At 62.9% G+C, this 20,875-nt stretch carries 22 protein-coding genes and 1 pseudogene; 14 read left to right on the forward strand and 9 right to left on the reverse strand.

Features of this window, described 5'->3' with window-relative positions; genetic code table 11:
* Positions 1-144: 144 nt before the first annotated feature.
* Complete coding sequence (locus BN1188_RS14100; RefSeq protein ID WP_052469281.1) at positions 145-699, forward strand: GNAT family N-acetyltransferase; 555 nt, start codon at positions 145-147, stop codon at positions 697-699.
* A gap of 38 nt (positions 700-737) precedes the next feature.
* On the opposite strand, the gene BN1188_RS14105 is transcribed toward BN1188_RS14100, so the two are convergent.
* The gene (locus BN1188_RS14105; RefSeq protein ID WP_040262083.1) at positions 738-1,586 is read right to left on the reverse strand and encodes a DUF6279 family lipoprotein; all 849 of its coding nucleotides are present in this window, start codon (positions 1,584-1,586) and stop codon (positions 738-740) included.
* A 72-nt stretch (positions 1,587-1,658) separates the two neighbouring features.
* Entirely contained in the window at positions 1,659-2,378 is a 720-nt protein-coding gene (locus BN1188_RS14110; RefSeq protein WP_040262084.1) for a TorF family putative porin, read from the reverse strand.
* A 244-nt stretch (positions 2,379-2,622) separates the two neighbouring features.
* Here BN1188_RS14110 and BN1188_RS14115 point away from each other — a divergent pair, with 244 nt between their 5' ends.
* The 4 genes from BN1188_RS14115 (at position 2,623) to def (ending at position 5,390) form a co-directional block, all read left to right on the forward strand.
* A complete protein-coding gene (locus BN1188_RS14115) occupies positions 2,623-3,459 on the forward strand; it encodes a CvfB family protein (RefSeq protein WP_040262085.1) in 837 nt (278 codons plus the stop codon).
* A gap of 119 nt (positions 3,460-3,578) precedes the next feature.
* The gene (locus BN1188_RS14120; RefSeq protein ID WP_040262086.1) at positions 3,579-3,776 is read left to right on the forward strand and encodes a CsbD family protein; all 198 of its coding nucleotides are present in this window, start codon (positions 3,579-3,581) and stop codon (positions 3,774-3,776) included.
* A gap of 140 nt (positions 3,777-3,916) precedes the next feature.
* Positions 3,917-4,855 (forward strand): YihY/virulence factor BrkB family protein, encoded by a 939-nt coding sequence (locus BN1188_RS14125; RefSeq protein ID WP_040262087.1) that lies wholly within the window; start codon positions 3,917-3,919, stop codon positions 4,853-4,855.
* Positions 4,856-4,862: 7 nt separating this feature from the next.
* Positions 4,863-5,390, forward strand: coding sequence for a peptide deformylase (gene def, locus BN1188_RS14130; RefSeq protein WP_040262088.1), 528 nt, complete (start codon positions 4,863-4,865; stop codon positions 5,388-5,390).
* A 92-nt stretch (positions 5,391-5,482) separates the two neighbouring features.
* On the opposite strand, the gene alkB is transcribed toward def, so the two are convergent.
* The 4 genes from alkB to BN1188_RS14150 all read right to left on the reverse strand — a co-directional run bounded on the left by alkB (position 5,483) and on the right by BN1188_RS14150 (position 9,713).
* Entirely contained in the window at positions 5,483-6,142 is a 660-nt protein-coding gene (gene alkB, locus BN1188_RS14135; RefSeq protein ID WP_040262089.1) for a DNA oxidative demethylase AlkB, read from the reverse strand.
* 3 nt (positions 6,143-6,145) lie between these two features.
* The gene (locus BN1188_RS14140; protein ID WP_040262090.1) at positions 6,146-7,978 is read right to left on the reverse strand and encodes an ABC transporter ATP-binding protein; all 1,833 of its coding nucleotides are present in this window, start codon (positions 7,976-7,978) and stop codon (positions 6,146-6,148) included.
* Positions 7,979-8,032: 54 nt separating this feature from the next.
* The gene (locus BN1188_RS14145; RefSeq protein ID WP_040262091.1) at positions 8,033-8,596 is read right to left on the reverse strand and encodes a peptidylprolyl isomerase; all 564 of its coding nucleotides are present in this window, start codon (positions 8,594-8,596) and stop codon (positions 8,033-8,035) included.
* A gap of 193 nt (positions 8,597-8,789) precedes the next feature.
* A complete protein-coding gene (locus BN1188_RS14150; RefSeq protein WP_040262092.1) occupies positions 8,790-9,713 on the reverse strand; it encodes a PA3225 family LysR-type transcriptional regulator in 924 nt (307 codons plus the stop codon).
* Between the two features lie 132 nt (positions 9,714-9,845).
* Here BN1188_RS14150 and BN1188_RS14155 point away from each other — a divergent pair, with 132 nt between their 5' ends.
* From BN1188_RS14155 to BN1188_RS22185, 5 genes are all read left to right on the forward strand, one after another.
* Positions 9,846-10,445, forward strand: a complete 600-nt coding sequence (locus tag BN1188_RS14155) for an FMN-dependent NADH-azoreductase (RefSeq protein WP_040262093.1) — start codon at positions 9,846-9,848, stop codon at positions 10,443-10,445.
* Positions 10,446-10,486: 41 nt separating this feature from the next.
* Entirely contained in the window at positions 10,487-11,341 is an 855-nt protein-coding gene (locus BN1188_RS14160) for a carboxylate/amino acid/amine transporter (RefSeq protein WP_040262094.1), read from the forward strand.
* Positions 11,342-11,389: 48 nt separating this feature from the next.
* The gene (locus BN1188_RS14165; RefSeq protein WP_088776211.1) at positions 11,390-12,763 is read left to right on the forward strand and encodes a DEAD/DEAH box helicase; all 1,374 of its coding nucleotides are present in this window, start codon (positions 11,390-11,392) and stop codon (positions 12,761-12,763) included.
* Positions 12,764-12,845: 82 nt separating this feature from the next.
* Positions 12,846-13,223, forward strand: a complete 378-nt coding sequence (locus tag BN1188_RS14170) for a hypothetical protein (RefSeq protein WP_040262095.1) — start codon at positions 12,846-12,848, stop codon at positions 13,221-13,223.
* 281 nt (positions 13,224-13,504) lie between these two features.
* Positions 13,505-13,615, forward strand: coding sequence for a PA1414 family protein (locus tag BN1188_RS22185; protein ID WP_325062743.1), 111 nt, complete (start codon positions 13,505-13,507; stop codon positions 13,613-13,615).
* A gap of 82 nt (positions 13,616-13,697) precedes the next feature.
* On the opposite strand, the gene BN1188_RS14175 is transcribed toward BN1188_RS22185, so the two are convergent.
* Both BN1188_RS14175 and speB read right to left on the reverse strand, forming a co-directional pair.
* A complete protein-coding gene (locus tag BN1188_RS14175) occupies positions 13,698-15,200 on the reverse strand; it encodes a purine-cytosine permease family protein (RefSeq protein WP_052469282.1) in 1,503 nt (500 codons plus the stop codon).
* A gap of 105 nt (positions 15,201-15,305) precedes the next feature.
* Positions 15,306-16,256 carry an agmatinase gene (gene speB, locus BN1188_RS14180; RefSeq protein ID WP_040262096.1) on the reverse strand — a complete coding sequence of 317 codons (951 nt, stop codon included), beginning with the start codon at positions 16,254-16,256 and terminating at the stop codon, positions 15,306-15,308.
* Between the two features lie 148 nt (positions 16,257-16,404).
* Here speB and BN1188_RS14185 point away from each other — a divergent pair, with 148 nt between their 5' ends.
* The 4 genes and pseudogenes from BN1188_RS14185 to BN1188_RS14195 all read left to right on the forward strand — a co-directional run bounded on the left by BN1188_RS14185 (position 16,405) and on the right by BN1188_RS14195 (position 19,622).
* On the forward strand, positions 16,405-17,298 hold the full coding sequence (locus tag BN1188_RS14185; protein ID WP_040262097.1) for a LysR family transcriptional regulator: 894 nt from the start codon (positions 16,405-16,407) through the stop codon (positions 17,296-17,298).
* A gap of 138 nt (positions 17,299-17,436) precedes the next feature.
* Positions 17,437-17,715: pseudogene (locus BN1188_RS22325) on the forward strand (PAS domain-containing protein); the annotation flags it as partial.
* Between the two features lie 156 nt (positions 17,716-17,871).
* Complete coding sequence (locus BN1188_RS14190) at positions 17,872-19,002, forward strand: methyl-accepting chemotaxis protein (protein ID WP_408633624.1); 1,131 nt, start codon at positions 17,872-17,874, stop codon at positions 19,000-19,002.
* 35 nt (positions 19,003-19,037) lie between these two features.
* Positions 19,038-19,622, forward strand: coding sequence for a tRNA-uridine aminocarboxypropyltransferase (locus BN1188_RS14195; RefSeq protein WP_040262099.1), 585 nt, complete (start codon positions 19,038-19,040; stop codon positions 19,620-19,622).
* A 590-nt stretch (positions 19,623-20,212) separates the two neighbouring features.
* Here the strand turns inward: BN1188_RS14195 and BN1188_RS14200 are convergent.
* Positions 20,213-20,866, reverse strand: coding sequence for an HAD family hydrolase (locus BN1188_RS14200; RefSeq protein ID WP_040262100.1), 654 nt, complete (start codon positions 20,864-20,866; stop codon positions 20,213-20,215).
* Between the last annotated feature and the right edge of the window lie 9 nt (positions 20,867-20,875).

Genomic DNA, 20,875 nt, shown 5'->3' on the forward strand with positions numbered 1-20,875 from the left:
CGGCACTTTCGTCGTGCCGAGATGCCTCACATCGGGCTAGGCTTGCGCGCCCGTTTGGCTGGATCCATTCTGCGCAGGCTTCAAGGGAGCACTGCTTGCGACGGATTCCTCGCATTTCGGGAATTTTTTCAGGATGTCTGCTTTATGACGTTTTGCCTGGTCAGAACTGCACGGCTCAATGACTGCAAGGCGCTTCGCGCCATTCACGCCAACGCTGACAACGCTTTCTCCGTACCGGCGGGCAACGATCCCGACCTGTGCGGCCTGCTGGCCTCCACTCTGGGTCGCTATCCTTTTCTCGTCGCCGAGTGCAACGACAGCCTGGTGGGCTATGCCTATGCCCAGGCCCACAAGGCGCCATTGGCGCTGCGTTGGTCCGTAGACATCACCGTCTACATGACAAGGGAAGGTCGCCAGGCCGGCATGATGCGCTCGCTGTATCGTTCCTTACTCGAACACTTGCAAGCCCAAGGCCACCTGGCTGTCTATGCCGGCTTGGCCGTCACCGATAGCCAGGCCATCGCAGCCCATGAGGCACTTGGATTCGTGCACATCGGAATGGGCCAGGCGCTGGACCTGCGCGGCGACATGGAATACTGGTGCCTGACCCTGGCCGGCAGCGCCGAGAGCCCTGGCTGGCGCGGAGCAGGCCTGGCTGGCGAATCCGGCGCGGCCTGGGCGAGCGCTGCCAGGCGCTGATCGCGCCCGCAGGGTCGTCATCAACGCAGCGCCATTACCTAGTTCAAGCAGCGCAGGGAGGCGAAGCGCTCACGCAAGTGCTGAAGCCGCTCGATAAGCTGCCCTCTCTGATCCGCGTCGCTCAGGCGTAACAATTCCAGGGTCAGCTGCCTGGCCGCTGCCTCGCTGCGTGCCCGTTCCTCCTTGTAGGCTGCTGGCCAGAGGCTGTCCCGCCGCTGCAGCAGCTGCGCCACCCGGGTATCGAAACCGGGCTCCCGCCGATGAGCGAGCGCCTCCAGCAGGGCCCGCTGCCAACGAGCCCGTGCTTCCAGAGCGATACGATCATGCTCGCCCAGTTGCCGGGCCCAGCTCTGCACGGCAGCGAGCTGTTGCGGATGAAGGTCGCCCAGCCAGGGCTCCAACCGCTTGATCATGTTGCCGGCTCGCTTCTGGATCTGTTCTTCCAGCGGCGGCGCTACCTTTTCCGCGTGTCGCTTGGCAATGTCCTTGGCAAACGCAACCTTCAAGTCGCTGACCTGCTGATCGTTCAGTTGCTGCAAAAGCTCTACCGCCGAGGGCGTGATTTGCACTGCCACCGCGGCGGCTGCCTGCTCGGCCTCGTCGGTCAGTGTACGCAGGGCCCGGTCATCGAGGCTTCGCTCAGCCACGCCTTGTTCGAAGCGGTCCAGCCAGGGCAGGTAGCCAGGCAATTGGGTCTGGCAATGCCAGCGCAGGTGTTCGGCCAGGCGATCCTCGAACCAGTGTTTTTGCTCCCGGTTCATGTCCAGGTAATCGTCGAGGGTCCAGGGAATGAGGGTGTCCAGGTTGCGGTAGGCCAGGTCCATGCGGGTGCAGCCCGCCAGGGCCAGCAGGCCCAATAGCCACAGCAAGGCGTGCCATCGTCTCAATGCCTGACCCTTCGCATCGGTTGCCCAGTCCAGCTAGGACACCTCGTCCCGGCTGCTGTTCATACCTGAGCGCTAGAAGAGGGTACGCTGCGCCTTGATCATCACCATGCTGTCACAGGCCGGGTTATGGCCGGAGTAGGCCAGGCATTGCCCGCCGCTCAGGTCCGAGCTGCTGTAGACCAGGTTCAGGTCGACCCCCATGAGCGGGCGCGACACCTGCATCGACCAGTCGCTGTAGCCGTCGATCAACTGGCCGTCCCCCAATTCATAGGGCGAGCTCAAGCTGTAGTGGCTGACCTTGACGGACAGATCCATGCCTACCAGGGGCAATTGGCCGAGGTCGGCGAACAATGTACCCGAGCGGCTTCCTATCGCTTCGCTGTAGGCCGCGCCAAAGCGGCTTTCGAACAAACGCAGGCCGGCATACAGCTGATGGCTGTTGCCGTCCGCCACTTCAGGGCGGGTGTAACCGATCATGCCAAGCTCGTAGCCGAGGGCATTGTCGATCCGCTGCTTGTACCCCAGGTAGCTGTCCAGTTCGAAGCTGCTGTCCGGGCTCAGGCCAACGCTGGGCGACCATTGCCCGAAATACCAGCCGCTGTCGTGACTGATATCGATGCCGCCATGTACCGAGCCGACCGAGCCAGGCGCGACCAGCCCCTGGGCCATGCTGCGGTTGGGCGTGGTGCCGAGCTTGAGGTCGAAGTCTCCCCATTCCCGCTGCAGGGTCTGAGCGTTCAGGTGAGGCGCGGCCAATAGGCCGGCAGCCAGCATCAGGCTGGGTTTGAGCATGGGTCACTCCTGTGCGAGGCGCGGGTGCTACGTCTGGTTCGCAACGGCACCGGTCGAGGCCGCCAGGCCCGGTTTAGACGGGGCAGAGGATAACGCTCAACACGGCTTGGCGCATGCCGCTCGTCGATTTGGCCGAAATGAGCTGAAGCGTTCAGCCTGGCCGGGGGTGAGTGAGGCGCGGGGATCAGCCATCGACGGCACTGTGCTGGGTTACACTATCGGCTTGTCAACGAAGGTATCGAACATGGCTTTGGTGGGTCGCTACAACAGCTTGCAAGTCGTCAAGCATACGGATTTCGGGCTTTACCTCGATGGCGGGGCTGATGGCGAGATCCTCTTGCCCAACCGCTACATACCCAAGGGCGTGCCTCACGAGGTCGAGGACTGGCTGAACGTATTCGTTTACCTGGACAGTGAAGACAAGCTCCTGGCGACCACCGAGAAGCCCAAGGTTCAGGTAGGCGAGTTCGCCAGCCTGAAGGTGGTCGAAATCAATTCCATCGGCATCTTCCTCGATTGGGGGCTGCCCAAGGACCTGCTACTGCCGTTCTCGGAAGAAAAGCGCCAGTTGCGCGCTGGCGAGTACTGCATCGTCCATGTGTTCCTGGACCGTCGCACCCGGCGCATCACCGCCAGCGCGAAGATCGACCGCTACCTGGACAAGACCCCGGCCAACTATCGGGAAGGTCAGGCAGTGAAAGTACTGGTGGCAGGGCAGACGGACCTGGGCTTCAACGCGGTCATCGAAAACACCCACTGGGGCCTGATCCACAAGAACGAAGTGTTCAAGTTCCTGCGCAGCGGCATGCGTGAAACCGCCTACATCAAGGAAGTGAGGGCCGACGGCAAGATCGCGCTGAGCCTGCAGCCAGCGGGCCAGCAGGCCGTGGAAGGGCTGCAGGGGCAGATCCTTGCAGCCTTGCGCGAGGCCGGTGGCCAACTGCCGCTGAGCGACCGTACTGCGCCCGAGGTCATCGCCCAGCGTTTCGGGGTCAGCAAGGGCAATTTCAAGAAGGCCATCGGCGCGCTGTACAAGGCCGGTAAAATTCTTATCGAGGAAGAAGGCATCCGCCTGGCCTGAGTTGCCATCTGTCGGCAGCAGCGCGCCTTGCGAAAAAAAACTGCAACTCTCCAACGCAGCGGTGAGTCAACTCTTATGCCGATTGAAGTCATTTCAATCATCACTAAGGAGTACAGCTCATGAGTGGCACTGGTGACAAAATCAAAGGCACTGCCAACGAAATCGCCGGTAAGGCCCGCCAGGAAATAGGCAAGGCGACTGGTAATACCGAAACCCAGGCCCGTGGTGCCGCCCAGGAAATCAAGGGCAAGGCGCAGCAGACCAAGGGCGACGTGAAGAATGCCGTGGACGACGCGACCCGTACCGACAGAATGTAAACGCGTACAGGTCTTGTAGCGTTTGAATAAACTTTAGCGACACTACAGCGGTCATCTCAGGATGGCCGCTGTGCTATCTGCATGGCGATGAATGAAGGAACGGCCTGGCAAGGCCAAGGGGCAGACGACAGGAGCGCCAGATGATCTTTCCGGACATGAAGAAACTTCCGCTCAGCAAGGTGCTGGTGCGCACGGTACAAGAATTCTCCAACGATGAAATGTCGACCTACGCCTCGGCGCTGGCGTACCAGATGCTGTTTTCATTGTTCCCCTTCCTGCTGTTCTTGATCGCGTTGATCGGTTTCCTGCACCTGCCGGACTTCTTCTCCTGGCTGCGCGAGCAGGCGACCCTGGTGCTGCCGCCCCAGGCCCTGGATTCGGTCAATCCCGTGATCGACCAGTTGCAGCAATCGAAGGGGGGGTTACTCTCCTTCGGTATCATCGCGGCGCTATGGACGGCCTCGGCGGCGGTTCGCTCGCTGATGAGCGCCATGAACGCCGCTTATGACGTGGCGGAGGGTCGCCCGGCCTGGAAGCGCCTTCCGCTTTCGGTGCTCTACACCGTCGGCCTGGCCGGCCTGCTGCTCTGTGCGGCGGCGCTGATGGTGCTCGGCCCACAGGTGATGAACTGGATCGCCGGACAGATCGGCCTGGAAAGCATCACGGTCACCATCTGGACCATCGCCCGCTGGCCTCTGGTGGTGATACTGCTGATGCTGGTAGTGGCGCTGATGTACTACCTGATGCCCGACGTCGACCAGCGTTTCCGCTTCCTGACACCCGGCGCGGTGCTGGCGGTAGTGGTGTGGATCCTGGCGTCCGTGGGCTTTGCTTTCTATGTGACCAACTTTGCCGACTACAATGCCATGTACGGCAGCATCGGCGCGATCATCATCCTGCTGCTGTACTTCTACATCTCCTCGGCGGTGTTGTTGCTCGGTGCCGAGATGAACGCAGTGATCGAACACATGTCCGCCGAAGGCAAGGACAAGGGTGAGAAAGCCCCGGGTGAACCCTCCGAAGGCAGCGCAGAAGACCGCGCCGGGCTGGGGGGAGGCAAAGCCGAAGCGAGCCAGTGAGGTCCATATGCTCCGGGACATTCTCAAGATGGGCGACGAGCGCCTGCTGCGGGTGGCCCCTCCGGTGCCGGAGGGGCTGCTGGGCAGTCATGAGCTGGACGAACTCATCGCCGACATGTTTTCCACCATGCAGGCCGCGGGCGGCGTGGGCCTGGCGGCCCCGCAGATAGGTGTGGACCTGCAGGTGGTGGTGTTCGGTTTCGACCACAGCCAGCGCTATCCCAGTGCCGCCGCGGTGGAGCGTACCGTGTTGCTCAACCCCTTGATCACGCCCCTGAGCCCGGAGCTCGAGGACGGTTGGGAAGGGTGCCTGTCGGTTCCCGGGCTGCGCGGCATGGTGGCTCGCTACAAGCACATCCGCTATGAAGGCATCGATGCCCGGGGCAAGGCCATTCAGCGGGTAGCCCATGATTTCCACGCGCGGGTGGTGCAGCACGAATGCGATCACCTGATTGGCCGGCTGTACCCCTCGCGAATTACCGATTTCAGTCGTTTTGGCTATACCAGCGTGTTGTTTCCGGAGTTGGGGGCCTGAGGGGGCGATTCCCCAGCTGGCGCCGGGTCCCACAGGTGGGAGGTAGCGAAGCTACCGAATGCTCCGATTCAAGCCGATGCCCGTGAAGATGACTAAGCGGTAACTTTACGAAACGTCAGGTTCAGGCGCCTGTTCCCCACCAGGGGGTGCTCTCCGGCCTTGACAGGTGAAACCCCATGAAACCGCAGGCGGTCTTCGCCTCCCCATACCACCACATCCCCGTGCTGCAGGTGATACCGGGTCACCGGGTCATTGCGTTTGTGGCCGCCGAACAGGAAAACCGCCGGTAGGCCCAGGGACACCGAAACGATGGGCGCGGCGAGGTCCTGCTCATCCTTGTCCTGATGCAGTGACAGCCGGGCACCCGGGGCATAGGCATTGATCAGGCAAGCATCCGGTTCGAAGGGGGGATAGCCAGCGGTAATGGCCGCACTTGCTGCCAGGGTCGCGAACACCTCCGGCAGAGGCGGCCAAGGGGCTCGGGTGAGCGGGTCCAAAGGGCTGTAACGGTAGCCACTCAGATCGCTGGCCCAGCCGAGGCGGCCGCAATTGGTCATTGCCACCGACATGGTGAACCCGCCAGGGGTCACCAGGTGGCGAAAGGGGCTCTCGGCCTGTACGGCCTCGATGGCCGCCAGCAGCTCGGCGGCCTGCTCGAAGGCGAAGCCTTCAAGAAGCCAGGCCCCCGGACCCAGTTGGCGCCGCTCACCCGTCGAGCGTGGCTGGTCGGCGAACAGGTCCAGGGTGAACACGGCTCAGTCTACTCCGACGAAGCCACCGGTCTGGTGACGCCACAGGCGCGAGTACAGGCCTTTGTGGGCAAGCAGCTCGCTGTGGGTGCCGACTTCTACCACGCGGCCTTTGTCCATCACCACCAGGCGGTCCATCTTGGCGATGGTCGACAGGCGGTGGGCGATGGCGATCACGGTCTTGCCTTCCATCAGGGTTTCCAGGCTTTCCTGGATGGCGGCCTCCACCTCCGAATCGAGCGCCGAGGTGGCTTCGTCCATGATCAGGATGGGCGCGTTCTTCAACAGTACCCGGGCAATGGCAATGCGCTGGCGCTGGCCGCCGGACAGCTTCACGCCGCGCTCACCTACGTGGGCATCCAGGCCAGTGCGGCCCTGAGCGTCGGTGAGGTAGGGCAGGAACTCGTCCGCCTTGGCCTTGTGCACCGCTTCCCAAAGCTCTTCCTCAGTGGCGCCGGGACGGCCGTATAGCAGGTTGTCGCGGATGGACCGGTGGAGCAGGGCGGTATCCTGGGTAATCAGGCCGATCTGCTCGCGCAGGCTTTCCTGGCGGACCTGGGCGATGTCCTGGCCATCGATGAGGATACGCCCGCTTTCCAGGTCGTACAGCCGTAGCAGCAGGTTGACCACCGTGGACTTGCCCGCGCCGGACGGCCCGATCAGGCCAATGTTTTCCCCAGGGGCGATCTCCAGATCCAGGCCGCTGATGACCCGGCCTACCTTGCCGTAGTGGAACTCCGCCGCCTCGAACCGGACACCGCCACGCTCGACTTTCAGTTCCGGTGCGTTGGGCAGGTCGGTGACGCTCAAGGGCTGGGCGATGGTCTGCAGGCCGTCCTGCACCATGCCGACGTTTTCGAAAATGCCATTGACCACCCACATGATCCAGCCTGACATGTTCACGATGCGGATCACCAGGCCGGTGGCCAGGGCAATGGCGCCGACGGTGAGCAGGCCCTGGGTCCACAGCCACAGGGCCAGGCCGGTGGTACCTACGATCAGCAGCCCATTGAGGGCAGTGATGACCACGTCCATGCTGGTGATCACCCGGCTGGCCAGCTGGGTCTTTTCCGTCTGGTCGCTGATCGCCTCGCGGGCGTACTGATGCTCGAGGTTGGTGTGGGCGAACAGCTTGAGGGTAGTGATATTGGTATAGCCGTCAACGATCCGCCCCATCAGGTTCGAGCGTGCGTCCGATGACACCACGGAGCGTTCCTTGACCCGTGGCACGAAGTACCAGAGCGAAATGACATAGGCCAGGATCCACAGGATCAGCGGCACCATCAGCCGCCAGTCGCTCTCGGCGAAGAGCACCAGCGAGCTCACCGCGTAGATGGTGACATGCCAGAGAGCATCCACGGCTTGTACCGCGGAATCGCGCAGGGAATTGCCCGTTTGCATGATGCGGGTGGCGATGCGGCCGGCGAAGTCGTTCTGGAAGAAGTTCATGCTCTGCTTGAGCACATGGCTATGATTCTGCCAGCGGATCATGCTGGTCATGCCCGGGGAGATGGTCTGGTGCACCAGCAAGTCGTGCAGGCACACGAAAACCGGACGGATGATCATGGCCACCACGAGCATCCAGGTCAGCACGCCCCAATGCTCGGCGAAGAATCGATCGGCCGGTGTGCTGTTGACCATGTCGATGATGTCGCTCAGGTAACTGAACAGCGCGACTTCGATCAGCGCGGCGATCAGGCCCACCACCAGCAGCGCAGCGAAGCTTGGCCAGACCTGGCGCAGGTAGTAGAGGTAGAACGCGGTGACCTTGCTCGGGGGCGCGTCGGTGGGCGCTTCGCGGAATACATCGATCCACTGCTCGAAACGGCGAAACAGCATGGGCTTGCCCTCCTGTCTGGTAAGCCGCCCGGGGGCCGGGCGGTGTAACTCGGGTCAGTCGATGCGCTTGGCGGACTTGATCATCACTGGATTGGACGGCACGTTCTGCATGCCGTTGCGCGTGGTGGTCGGGCTGCTCACGATATTGGTAACCACATCCATGCCCTTGACCACCTTGCCGAACACGGCGTAGCCGAAGTCGCGGGCGCCGTGGTCGAGGAAGGCGTTGTCATTCACGTTGATGAAGAACTGGCTGGTGGCCGAATCCACCGCGGAGGTCCGGGCCATGGCGAGGGTACCGGTGAGGTTCTTCAAGCCGTTGTCCGCTTCGTTTTTGATCGGTGCCTCGGTGGGCTTCTCGTTGAGGTTGCGGTCGTAGCCGCCGCCCTGAACCATGAAGCCCGGGATCACCCGATGAAACTGAGTGCCGTTGTATAAGCCCTTGTCCACGTACATCAGGAAGTTCCTGGTGCTGATGGGCGCCTTTTCGGCGTCCAGTTCCACCTCGATCTGGCCCATGTCGGTGTCGAGCAACACATGAGGTTTAGTGGCGGGAGCCGCCTGCAGAGCAGTGGCGAGCAAGACAGTGCTCAGGGTGAGCAGGATACGTTCGAGCATGGTGCTTGGAATCCTTCGGTGACGTTGGCATGGCCCATCGCAGGACACGACAGGCGCATAACAGGGTACCGGAAACGCCGCCGGTCGCCAGCAAAGGTGGCTGCGGCGGCCCTGCGCATTGGTATGGACATACAGGTGGCGCCCGGTGTTCCGCCGGATTGGCCGCGGGCTCCGCGCTGAGAAGAGGACGCCCTCAGGCTTTGCCCTCGGCGGGGGCATGCGTCTCCAGGCAGGCGATGTCGAAGCGGCGCAGAAGCTCCACCAGGATCTGGGTGGCCGGGCCAAGCGGCTTTTCCTTGCTCGAGTACAGGTAGAACGCCGGCTGGCGGCTGCCGCCCTGTTCCAGTGGCAAGGGCTTGAGTGACCCTTCGCGCAGCTCCCGCCCAATCATGTGCCGCGGCAACCAGGCGAAGCCCAGGCCACTGCTGACGAAACTGGCGGCGGTCGCCAGGCTGCCCACGGTCCAGCGCTGTTCCGACCCCAGCCAGCCCACGTCCCTTGGCTGCTGGCGGCCGGAGTCACGGATCACCACTTGCAACTGGTTCTCCAGGTCCTGGAAGGTCAGCGGCCGATTCATGCCATGGAGAGCATGATCGGGGTGGGCCACGGCCACGAATTCCACCCTGCTCATTTCTGTGCCTAGGTAGCCTGGAATGCTGAAGCCGCTGATGGCCAGGTCCGCCAGGCCTTCGAGCAGCACCTCTTCCACGCCAGAGAGCACTTCCTCACGCAAGCGCACACGGCAACCCCGGCTTTGCGGCATGAATTCACTAAGTGCCCGGACCAGCCTGGCGTTGGGGTAGGCTGCATCCACCACCAGTCGCACCTCCGCTTCCCAGCCTTGTTCCATGTGCTGGGCCAGGTCTTCAAGCTGGCTGGCCTGCTTCACCAGTTGGCGCGACCGTCGCAGCAGTACGGCGCCGGCATCGGTGAGCACGGCCTTGCGACCATCGATACGCAGCAAGGGAACCCCGAGCTGCTCCTGCATTCGCCCTACGGTGTAGCTGACCGAGGACTGGGAGCGGTGGAGTGCCTGGGCGGCCTGGGCAAAGCCGCCGTGATCGACGACGGCCTGCAAGGTTCGCCATTGGTCTAGGGTGACGCGGGGCGCTTTCATGGTTTCGGCTCTAAGGTTAGATAAGCCATGTTGATCATTAAATTCGATTATTAATAGCGGTTTATTGCGCTTTTATATCGATTATGTGCTGGTTAATCTAGCGCCATTCCAACACATCTCTAGGAGTTCAACATGTCCCGCGTCCAAGTGATCGAAAGCAGCGCCCGCCAGGAAGGTTCGGTATCCCGCGAACTGACCCAAGCCTTCATCGCCCAATGGAAGGCTGCGCATCCCCAAGACATCGTGCAGGTCCGCGACCTGGCGAGCGCGCCTGTACCTCATCTGGATGCCACCCTGCTCGGTGGCTGGATGAAACCTGAAGCCGAGCGCAGCGCCGAGGAAGCCGCGGCAATGGCACGCTCCAACGAGCTGACCGAGGAAGTGCTGGCCGCCGACGTGCTCGTCCTGGCCGCGCCCATGTACAACTTCGCCATCCCCAGCACCCTCAAGGCCTGGCTGGACCACGTGCTGCGCGCTGGGGTGACTTTCAAGTACACCGCCACCGGCCCTGAAGGCCTGCTCACCGGCAAGCGGGCCTACGTACTTACCGCCCGCGGCGGCATCCATGCCGGTGCCGCCAGCGACCACCAGGAGCCCTACCTGCGTCAGGTGCTGGCCTTCATCGGGATAACCGACGTTACCTTCATCCATGCCGAAGGCCTGAACATGGGCGGCGATTTCCTGGAGAAGGGCCTGGCCCAGGCACGCGCCGCGCTGGCCGAGGTGGCCTGATGTGCTAGGGTGGCGCGCCCTTTCGCCTGCTCTTCGCGCCCATGCCCTATCTACTGATCGTCACCCTTGTCCAAGCGTTCTCCTTCAGCCTGATCGGTGAATACCTTGCCGGTCAGGTGGACAGCTATTTCGCCGTGCTCGCTCGAGTACTGATCGCCGGCCTGGTGTTCCTGCCCCTGACCCGGTGGCGTGGGCTATCCGCTCGCTTCGTGCGGCGGATGCTGCTGATAGGCGCGCTACAGTTCGGCGTGACCTACGTCTGCCTGTACCTGAGTTTCCGCGTGCTGACCGTGCCTGAAGTGTTGCTGTTCACCATCCTTACCCCCGTGCACGTCACCTTGCTCCAGGACGCCTTGGAACGCCGCTTCAATGGCTGGGCCCTGCTTGCCGCGCTGGTGGCCGTGGCGGGTGCCGCGGTGATTCGCTTCGATGGCATCAGCGGTCATTTCCTGCTGGGCTTTGTGCTGCTGCAGGTCGCAAACCTCACCTACGCCGCCGGGCAAGTGCTCTATAAACGGCTCATGGCGCGGCATCCGCTTGCAGGACCGCAATATCATGGGTTTGGCTATTTTTTCCTGGGTGCCTTGCTGGTGGCCCTGCCAGCCTACCTGGCCTTCGGCAACCTGGCCCGATTCCCGGCGCAGCCATTGCAGTGGGGTGTGTTGCTGTTCCTCGGGCTGGTCGCGACAGCCTTCGGCATGTACGCCTGGAACAAGGGCGCCAGCCTGGTGCCGGCCGCCACCCTGGCGGTAATGAACAACCTGCACGTGCCGGTTGGCCTGTCGCTCAACCTGATGATCTGGAACCACCAGGAGCCCTTGGGCCGGCTGGCCCTGGGCGGCGGCATCATCCTGGCCTCGGTGTGGATCAGCCGACGCGGACGAGCCCGTGGCTGACCGCCGAGGCGGCCATCGCTCGCTTGTCAGGCCCGGCTCCGCTACCCTATGCAGTCGTTCCAGGTTCCCTTCGAGGTAGTACCCGTGTTTTCCCAATTCGCCCTTCATGAACGCCTGCTCAAAGCCGTGGCCGAGCTCAATTTCGTCGAGCCGACGCCAGTGCAGGTCGCCGCCATCCCCCCGGCGCTGGAAGGGCATGATCTGCGGGTAACGGCCCAGACCGGCAGCGGCAAGACCGCGGCCTTCGTGCTGCCGCTGCTCAACCGTCTCATCGGCCCTGCCAAGCCTCGGGTGGACATCCGCGCGATCATCCTGCTGCCCACCCGCGAACTGGCACAGCAAACCCTGAAAGAAGTGGAGCGTTTCTCCCGCTATACCTTCATCAAGGCCGGCCTGATCACCGGCGGCGAGGATTTCAAGGTGCAGGCGGCGATGCTGCGCAAGGTGCCGGATATTCTCATCGGCACCCCCGGCCGCCTGCTCGAACACCTCAACGCGGGCAACCTGGACCTGGCCCAGGTGGAAGTGGTGGTGCTCGATGAAGCCGACCGCATGCTGGACATGGGCTTTGCCGAAGACGTCAACCGTCTGTGCGACCTGTGCCCTGGCCAACGGCAAACCCTGCTGTTTTCCGCCACCACCGGCGGGGCCGGGTTGCGCGAGATGATCGCCAAGGTGCTCAAGGCGCCGCGTCACCTGATGGTCAACAACGTCAGCGACCTGAGCGAAGCCACCCGTCAGCAAATCATCACTGCCGACCATAACGCCCACAAGGAAAGCATCCTACAGTGGCTGCTGGCCAACGAGACCTATCGCAAGGCGATTGTCTTCACCAACACCCGCAGCATGGCGGATCGGGTCTACGGCCATCTGGTGGCCAAGGATTTCAAGGTGTTCGTGCTCCACGGCGAGAAAGACCAGAAAGACCGCAAACTGGCCATCGAGCGGCTCAAGCAGGGTTCGGCGAAGATCCTCGTCGCCACCGATGTGGCGGCCCGCGGCCTTGATGTGGAAGGGCTGGACCTGGTAGTCAACTTCGACATGCCCCGCAGCGGCGACGAATACGTCCATCGGGTAGGCCGCACCGGCCGCGCCGGTAGCGAAGGCCTGGCCATTTCGCTGATCTGTCACGGCGACTGGAACCTGATGTCCAGCATCGAACGCTATTTGAAACAGCAGTTCGAGCGCCGGGTGATCAAGGAAGTGAAGGGCACCTACCAGGGGCCGAAGAAGGTAAAGGCTTCGGGCAAGGCCGTGGGCGTGAAGAAAAAGAAAACCGACAAGGACAAGAAAACCACCGGCAAATCCGCGGCGCCCAAGCGCGCCCCGGCAGGCCGCAAGCCAGCCGCCAAGCCCGCCGAGAGCAGCGGCCTGGCAAGCCAGGACGGGCTGGCGCCGCTGAGGAAGCGCAAAGCCGAATAAGGCCCATCGGCTGACCGAACGGTCACATTCGCCTTCGGTCACAACCCAGGAATGCCATCCTCTCTCATTCCTGGAGTGCGCCATGCCGACCTATAACTGGGATTTGATCGAACGTTTGTTGCACAAGGTACAGACCACGGCTGGACAAGCCTTCGACAGCGCCGGGCACGCCGAGGAGCTGGCGGTCACCCAGGCCGCCGAAGGCGCCACGCCGGTGCCGGTCGAGACCCTCAAGGCCGACGCCGCCCGTTACGAAGGCCTGCTGCGTGAGCGTGGCTTCATCCAGGGTGAACCTGCCTCGGGTTACCAGTTGACCGCCAATGGCGCGCGCCTGCTGGCCTTGCTCGACAGCAGCATTCCAGACAGCGAGCACCCCAGGGACGTGCTCGATGCCCAGGAAGATGCCCTTGACCCGCTCACCTTCGTGGAGCTGGCCGCCAAACCGCAGGTCGCGCCCTGAAGGACGCGGCCGGAACCTCTGCAGGGCGGTATCAGTCATCCATGTACAGCCAGGGCGTTATAGAGTCGTTGCCCTTCAGTCCCGCCCAGCGCGGCCGATAAGGTAAAGGTAGCGGGCCATTCCAGGCCCGGGCGTTTACCGCGAGGCTCCGGACGGAACAGGCGCAGGCTGCGACCTTAGGTCGCAGCGAGGACAATGCGCGATACGCTTCCCGGGCTTATCATCTGCACAGTAACGGCACGAGTAGTCGCCGTATCGGGCTAGGCCCAAGGGGGCGTGTGATGCAAGGCAAACTCTTCAACTGGCTGCACGACCTGGCAGTCGCGCTGGGCCTCGTTCCGCCCATGCAACCGGTACCCATTCCCGTGGACGATAAGCGCAAGCGGCGCTGACAGATCTCGGGCCGGCACAGGTGTGAGCGCTAACGACCGTTAACGAAAGGCTCGGTAGAGAATTCACCAGCTTCGCTGCCTCCTAGAGCGCGCCGGCACCTGCAAGTTTACCCAGGCCAACCGGGCCTTCGGTGCCCGGCCCATAGACGGCTTCAGGTTCCGGGAATGCCCTGAGCAGGGCCAGGTACAGCACGGCCGCCAACCCCAGGGTCACCGGCAGGCTGATATCGATACCCCCTGCCAGTTCACCCAGTATCCCCACGAACTGTCCCGGCAGATTGACAAAGCACAGCCCGACCAGCGCGCTGGGAATCCATGCGCCCATGCCACGCCAGTTCCAGCCATGGTGGAACCAGTAGCGGCCGCCCCGCTGGCCACGGGTGAATACCTGAAGGTCATCCGGGCAGTACCAGCCGCGTCGTGTGACCAGACCGATGAGCATGATCACCATCCAGGGCGTGGTACAGGTGATGATGAGCACGGCGAAGGTGGACACGCTTTGCACCAGGTTGGCGGCGAAGCGGCCGATGAAGATGAAGGCGATGGACGCCAGGCCAATCAGAAGGGTTGCCTTGACCCGACTGAGCAGGCGGGGGAACACGCTGGACATGTCCAGCCCTGTGCCATAGAGCGAAGTGGTGCCGGTGGACATGCCGCCGATCACCGCCAGCAGGCATACCGGCAGGAAGTACCATGCGGGAGCGATGGCCAGCAGCCCGCCTACATAGTTGTTGGCGGCGATGTACTGTGGCGCCTGCACCGCGACTATGGTCGCGGTAACCAGCCCGAAGAAGAACGGCAGCAAGGTGGCGCACTGGGCCAGCACTACCGCGCCCAGGATATGCGAGCGCTGGGCCGTGCGTGGAATATAGCGTGACCAGTCGCCCAGGAACGCGCCGAAGGAAATCGGGTTGCTCATCGCCACCAGGGCAGCGCCGATGAATGCGGCCCAGAACCCTTCCTGCCCCTGTGCGACGGTACCGGCATAGTGAGCGTCGAAGGGCCCCGCGAAGGCGAACAGGCCCAGCACGAAGAGCACGCTGGCGCTCCATACGGCGATCTTGCTCACCCAAAGGAGGAAGCGGAAGCCATAGATGCAGACGGTGAGCACGAGCACCGCGAACAGCCCATAGGCCAGGCCCAGGGTGAGGTCGCTTTCAGGCAGGCCAAACAGCCGGTGAGCACCGCCTACCAAGGCGTCGCCGGAGCTCCAGACCGAGATGGAAAAGAAGGCGATAGCGGTGAGCAATGACAGAAAGGAGCCGACGATGCGGCCATGTACGCCAAAGTGGGCACCGGACGACACCGCGTTGTTGGTGCCGTTGATAGGCCCGAAAAGCCCCATGGGCGCAAGAATCGACGCGCCTACCAGCACACCGGCGATGATCGCCAGAGCCCCGGCCTGGAAGGACAAGCCGAACAATACCGGGAAACTCCCCAGGACGGCGGTGGAAAAAGTATTGGCACCGCCGAAGATCATCCGGAACAGGTCCAGGGGAGTAGCGGTGCGATCCTGGTCAGGGATCTGTTCGACCCCGTGTGTCTCGATCAGGCCCAGGCTGGAATTGCTTTTGTTGTTATCCATGGTCGGCTCCCGGCACGGCGAGCTGCGAGCTCTTCGTGCGCCATTGTAGTTTTATGTGTTGGCCCTAACGTATGTCCATGAAGCTTGGAGCTTGAAGCCGCGGTTTCAGCGGCGCGCCACGCCCGGCAGCACGCACAGCATCTCGTACAGCAGGTTCGCGCCCAGCAGCGAGGTGTTGCCCGTGGTGTCATAAGGCGGGGACACTTCCACCAGGTCTGCACCCACCAGGTCCAACCCTTGGCAGCCACGGATGATCTCCAGCGCCTGGATGGTGGTCAGGCCGCCGACTTCGGGCGTACCGGTACCCGGTGCCCAGGCCGGGTCGATGCCATCGATGTCGAAGCTCAGGTACACCGGACCACCGCCGACCTTCGCGCGTACCTCTTCCATCAAGGGCGTCAGCGAGCGGTGCCAGCACTCTTCGGCCTGTACCACGCGAAAGCCCTGACGGCGGCTCCAATTGAAGTCGTCGGCGGTGTACCCCTGGGCACGCAAGCCAATCTGCACCACCCGGTCGCAGTCGAGCAGGCCTTCTTCCACGGCCCGGCGGAAGGTGGTGCCGTGGGCGATCTTCTCGCCGAACATATGGTCGTTGACGTCCGCGTGGGCATCCACATGCACCAGGCCCACCTTGCCGTGCTTTTTGTGGATGGCGCGCAGGATGGGCAAGGTGATGGTGTGGTCACCGCCCAGGGTCAAGGGCTTTACATTGTGCTCAAGGATTCCATCGTAGGCCTGCTCGATGATCCGTACGGCCTCGTGCAGGTTGAACGTGTTGATCGCCACGTCGCCAATGTCCGCCACCGACAGCGAATCGAAGGGCGCCGCCCCTGTAGCCATGTTGTAGGGGCGGATCATCACAGACTCGGCGCGGATTTCCCGCGGGCCAAACCGCGTACCCGAGCGCAGCGAGGTGCCGATGTCCAGGGGCACGCCTACGAAGGCGGCGTCCAACCCGGCCGGCGAGGCCAGGTGAGGCAGGCGCAGCATGGTGGCGATGCCGCCGAAACGCGGCATTTCATTGCCGCCCAAGGGTTGGTGGAGAATCTTGTCCACGATGAGCCTCATTCCATAACGCAGGGATGGCTGGAGTCTGCGCAAGCCGGCAGGGCGGAAGAATCTCGACAAGAAAAAACTCAGTTCAGATATTTCTGAAGTAATGGCATGCTGATATTTATCGCATCTCGTGGATATCGAACACGCCATGGCCAACGCCTTTCCCGATCTCAAGCTGCTGCGTATCTTCACCTGCGTGGTTCAACACCAAGGATTCGCCAACGCCCAGCAAGCCCTGAATCTCTCGACCTCGGCCATCAGTACCTACATGAGCCAACTGGAGACAGCGTTGGGCATTGTCTTGTGTCATCGCGGCCGGGGCGGCTTCCACCTGACCAGCAAGGGTGAGCTGTTCTACCAGGAGGCGCAGCGGCTGCTTGCGGAAATGGAGGGGTTCGAACGCTATGCCGCCGCGCTCAAGGGCGAGTTGCGAGGAACTCTTAACCTCGGCGTCATCGACTCCACCGTGGGCGACCGCCAGTTGCCTTTCGCCGAGGCTATCGGCGCCTATAGTCGGGAACATCCGGCGGTGCATATTCACCTGGCCGTGCAAAGCCCCTACGAGCTGCAACTGGGCGTGCAGGACAATCGCCTGGACCTGGCCATCGGCGCCTTCTCCACCCGCATGAGCGGGCTGGTGTACCAACCGCTGTACCGTGAGCAGCACTGGCTGTATTGCAGCAATCGTCATCCCCTGTTTGCCGAGCGCCGGATTCCCGAGCAGGTGATTACCCAGCAACGCATGGTCGGCCGCGGCTACTGGAGCCAGGCAGAGCTTGCCCGTCACGGTTTCAAGCACAGCGCCGCCACGGTGGATAGCATGGAGGCTCAGCTGATTCTGGTGTTGTCAGGTGCCTATATTGGGTACCTGCCGGAACACTTTGCCCAGCCTTGGGCAGACAAGGGCGACTTGCGGGTGCTGTCACCGGCTACCTTCGGCTACCAGGCGCCGTTTTCGCTGATCCTGCGCCGGGGGCGTACCCGTGAGCCATTGATCCAGACCTTCCGCGACCTCTTGAAGAGCCAGTTGCTGGCCCGGTGACCTGAACCTGAGCCAGGCTCAAGATCCTGGCCGTCACGCCGACAGAACGAGCAATGTGGATCCGTGATCCGCTCAAGAAAACCTCTGCTAGCTTTAAAGCATCAGAAGAACATTGCTCGACCTGCCAAGGACGCCTCCATGCGCTCGAACCTGCCAGTGACTGACCGTGAACGAACCTTTGCCGCCGAAGAACGGTTGATTTCCACCACTGACCTGGATAGCCGGATCACCTACTGTAACGACGCCTTCGTAGCCATCAGCGGTTTTACCCGTGAAGAGCTGATAGGCCAGCCTCACAACCTGGTGCGGCACCCGGACATGCCAGCGTCTGTCTTCGGTCACATGTGGGACACCCTCAAGCAAGGCAAGCCCTGGATGGGGATCGTGAAGAACCGCGCCAAGAATGGCGATTTCTATTGGGTCAGTGCCTATGTAACGCCCATCTACGAGAATGGCCGCATGGCGGGCTTCGAGTCGGTACGGTTCCTGCCCACCCCGGAACAGGTGCGTCGGGCCTCGACCCTTTATGCCAGGCTGTCCGCCGACAAGGGGGCCGTCGCCCCGGCGACCCGAATGCGGCACCTGGCCGCGCGCGCCTGGCCGTTCGCTCTGGTAGCGGCGGTGGCCCTGGCAGGGTGGGCCTGGCTGACACCCACGGCTGCGCTGGTAGCCGTCCTGATAGCGACCGCGGTAGCCTACGTCGCGAGCGAAGCGGCGCAGCGCCAGGCCATTCGCAAAACCCTGGCGCAACACCCCAAGGCCTTCACTAGCCCCTTGGTAGCCTTGACCTACAGCGATAACGCCGGGCTGCAGGCTCAGCTCGACCTGGCCATGGTCAGCGAGGAGGCCCGCTTGCAAACGGCCCTGACGCGCTTGGTGGATACCGGTTCACAAGTGAGGAACCGGGCAGGTGAAGCCTCGGCCTTGTCCGAGGACCAGGCCTCGAGCCTGGAGCGCCAGCGCAGCGAGACCGATCAATCGGCCACGGCGGTGGCGCAGATGGCCGCGACCATTCAGGAAGTGACCCAGAACGTACAACTCACCGCGGGTGCCGCCGAAGATGCTAATCGCTTGGCCAGCGAAGGCGGTGAGCTGGCGCGCCAGAGCCTGGTGGCCATGGAGGAAATGAGCGGCGCGGTGGCGGACATCGGCCAGGCGGTAAATGCCTTGGCTGAACAGACGCAATCGATCGGTAGCGTGGCCGACGTGATCACCGCCATCGCCGAGCAAACCAACCTGCTGGCCCTCAACGCCGCCATCGAGGCAGCCCGCGCCGGGGAGCAGGGCCGGGGCTTCGCCGTGGTCGCCGATGAAGTGCGCTCACTGGCCATGCGTACGCGCACGTCCACCGAGCAGATCCACCAGATCATCGCTTCGTTGCAGGCCGGGGCCGAACGCGCGGTACAGACGGCCGGCCGCGGGACGCAGATTTCCCAGAGCAGCCGAAGCCGGGTCGAAGCGGTACAGGGCGCGCTGGACGGCATCTCCCAGGCGGTGGCAAGCATTACCCAGATGAGCCAGCAGATGGCGACCGCTTCCGAACAACAGACTCACGTGGTCGAAGACATCAACCGACAGATCACTCGCATCGCTCAATTGTGCGACCATAGCGCCGGCCAGGCCCGGGAGGGTGCCGAAATCAGTCATGAGTTGCAGCGCATGGCCGATTATCTTCACGGCCTGGCAGAACGTTTCAGCCGCTGACCCTAGGGGGGCGGCGTGCCTTTACGGATTCTTCCATGTCCCGCCCCCGTTGCTCTCGTTGCCTGCGCCCCGAAGGCCATTGCCTTTGCGCGCTGATCCCTCGCCTGCCCAGCCGCACCCGTGTGCTTATCCTGCAGCACCCGAGCGAAGCTGATCACGCGCTCAATACCGCGCGCCTGGCCCACCTGGGGCTGCCCAACAGTCAACTGGCGGTTACCGAACAGGTGGCACCGGCACTCTGGGAAGCCTACCCCGGCCAGGCTTGCGTGCTCTTTCCTGGTGAAGGCTCGCAGCTTCTACCAGCCGGCGCGGAGCAGCCCATGCAGTTGATCGTGCTCGACGGCACCTGGCGCAAGGCCCGCAAGCTGCTGCACCTGAATCCCGCCCTGGCGGCTCTGCCACGAGTCTCCCTGGCTCCGGTTGGGCCGTCCCGTTACCGCCTGCGCAAGGCGCCAGGGCCCGATGCGCTGTCCACCGTGGAAGCCATTGTCCAGGCCCTGGAAACCCTTGAACCCGAAAGCAGCTACCAAGAACTACTAAAGCCGTTCGACGCGCTGATAGACGGCCAGATCGCCGCCATGGGCGAGGCGACCTACCAACGCAACCACCAGGGAAAGTAGGCCTGCCTGCAGGCTCCTGTGGGACCCAGCGCAGCTGGGAAACGGCCCTTTCAAAGAACGGCCATTCGGCAGCTGGCGCTACCTCCCACCGGGGTGGGTTTTCAGGCTCAAACCGCATGCTGAACACTATTGCAACATCCTGTGGGACCCAGCGCCAGTTGGGGAACGGCCCTTGAAGAGTCCGCCTATTCGGCAGCTGGCGCTACCTCCCACCGGGGTGGGTTTTCAGGCTCAAACCGCATGCTGAACACTATTGCAACATCCTGTGGGACCCAGCGCAGCTGGGGAATGGGCCTTGAAGAGTCCGCCTATTCGGCAGCTGGCGCTACCTCCCACCGGGGTGGGTTTTCAGGCTCAAACCGCATGCTGAACACTATTGCAACATCCTGTGGGACCCAGCGCAGCTGGGGAACGGCCCTTGAAGAGTCCGCCTATTCGGCAGCTGACGCTACCTCCCACCGGGTGGGTTCTCAGGCTCAAACCGCCTGCTGAACCCTATTGCAACATCCTGTGGGACCCAGCGCAGCTGGGGAACGGCCCTTTCAAAGAACGGCCATTCGGCAGCTGGCGCTACCTCCACAGGGACAGGCTTATCGCCACTGCAACACAGGCCAGCCCAGGCGCTCGGCATGTGCGCGCAGAACCGGGTCGGGGTTGACCGCATGGGGCCGGCTTACCTGTTCCAGCAGCGGCAGATCATTGCGCGAGTCCGAATAGAAGGCCGCGCCTTCCAGGCTTTCACCCTCGGCCTGTAGCCATTGGCGCAGCCGGCTGACCTTGCCTTCGCGGTAGGTCAGGGTGCCTTCGGTACGCCCACTGTAGATGCCATGGGCCAGTTCCAGGTCGATGGCCAGTACCTCGTCGATACCAATACGTTCCGCGATGGGCTTGACCAGGTGCACCCCGGAGGCGGAGATGACCAACAAGCGGTCGCCGGCGGCGCGGTGCCGAGCGATGCAGCGGGTGGCATCGCTGAAGATCAGGGGCTCGATGACGTCTTCCACCCAGGGTTCCACCAGGTGATCGACCTCCTCTTGGGTGCGGCCAATCAGGGGCTCCAGGGTAAAGGCCATGTACGTTTCCATGGCCAGCTCGCCGCGGCTGTAGGCGGCCATGAGGTCATGATCGCGGCGGATGAAGCTTTCCGGGTCGACCCAGCCCAGGCGAGCCATTTGCTCGCTCCAGAGCGAGGCGCAATCGCCGTCGATAAGGGTGTCGTCCAGGTCGAAAATGGCCAATGCCATGAATGAATC

Source organism: Pseudomonas massiliensis, assembly GCF_000826105.1.
In the GTDB taxonomy this organism is placed as follows: Bacteria; Pseudomonadota; Gammaproteobacteria; order Pseudomonadales; family Pseudomonadaceae; genus Aquipseudomonas; species Aquipseudomonas massiliensis.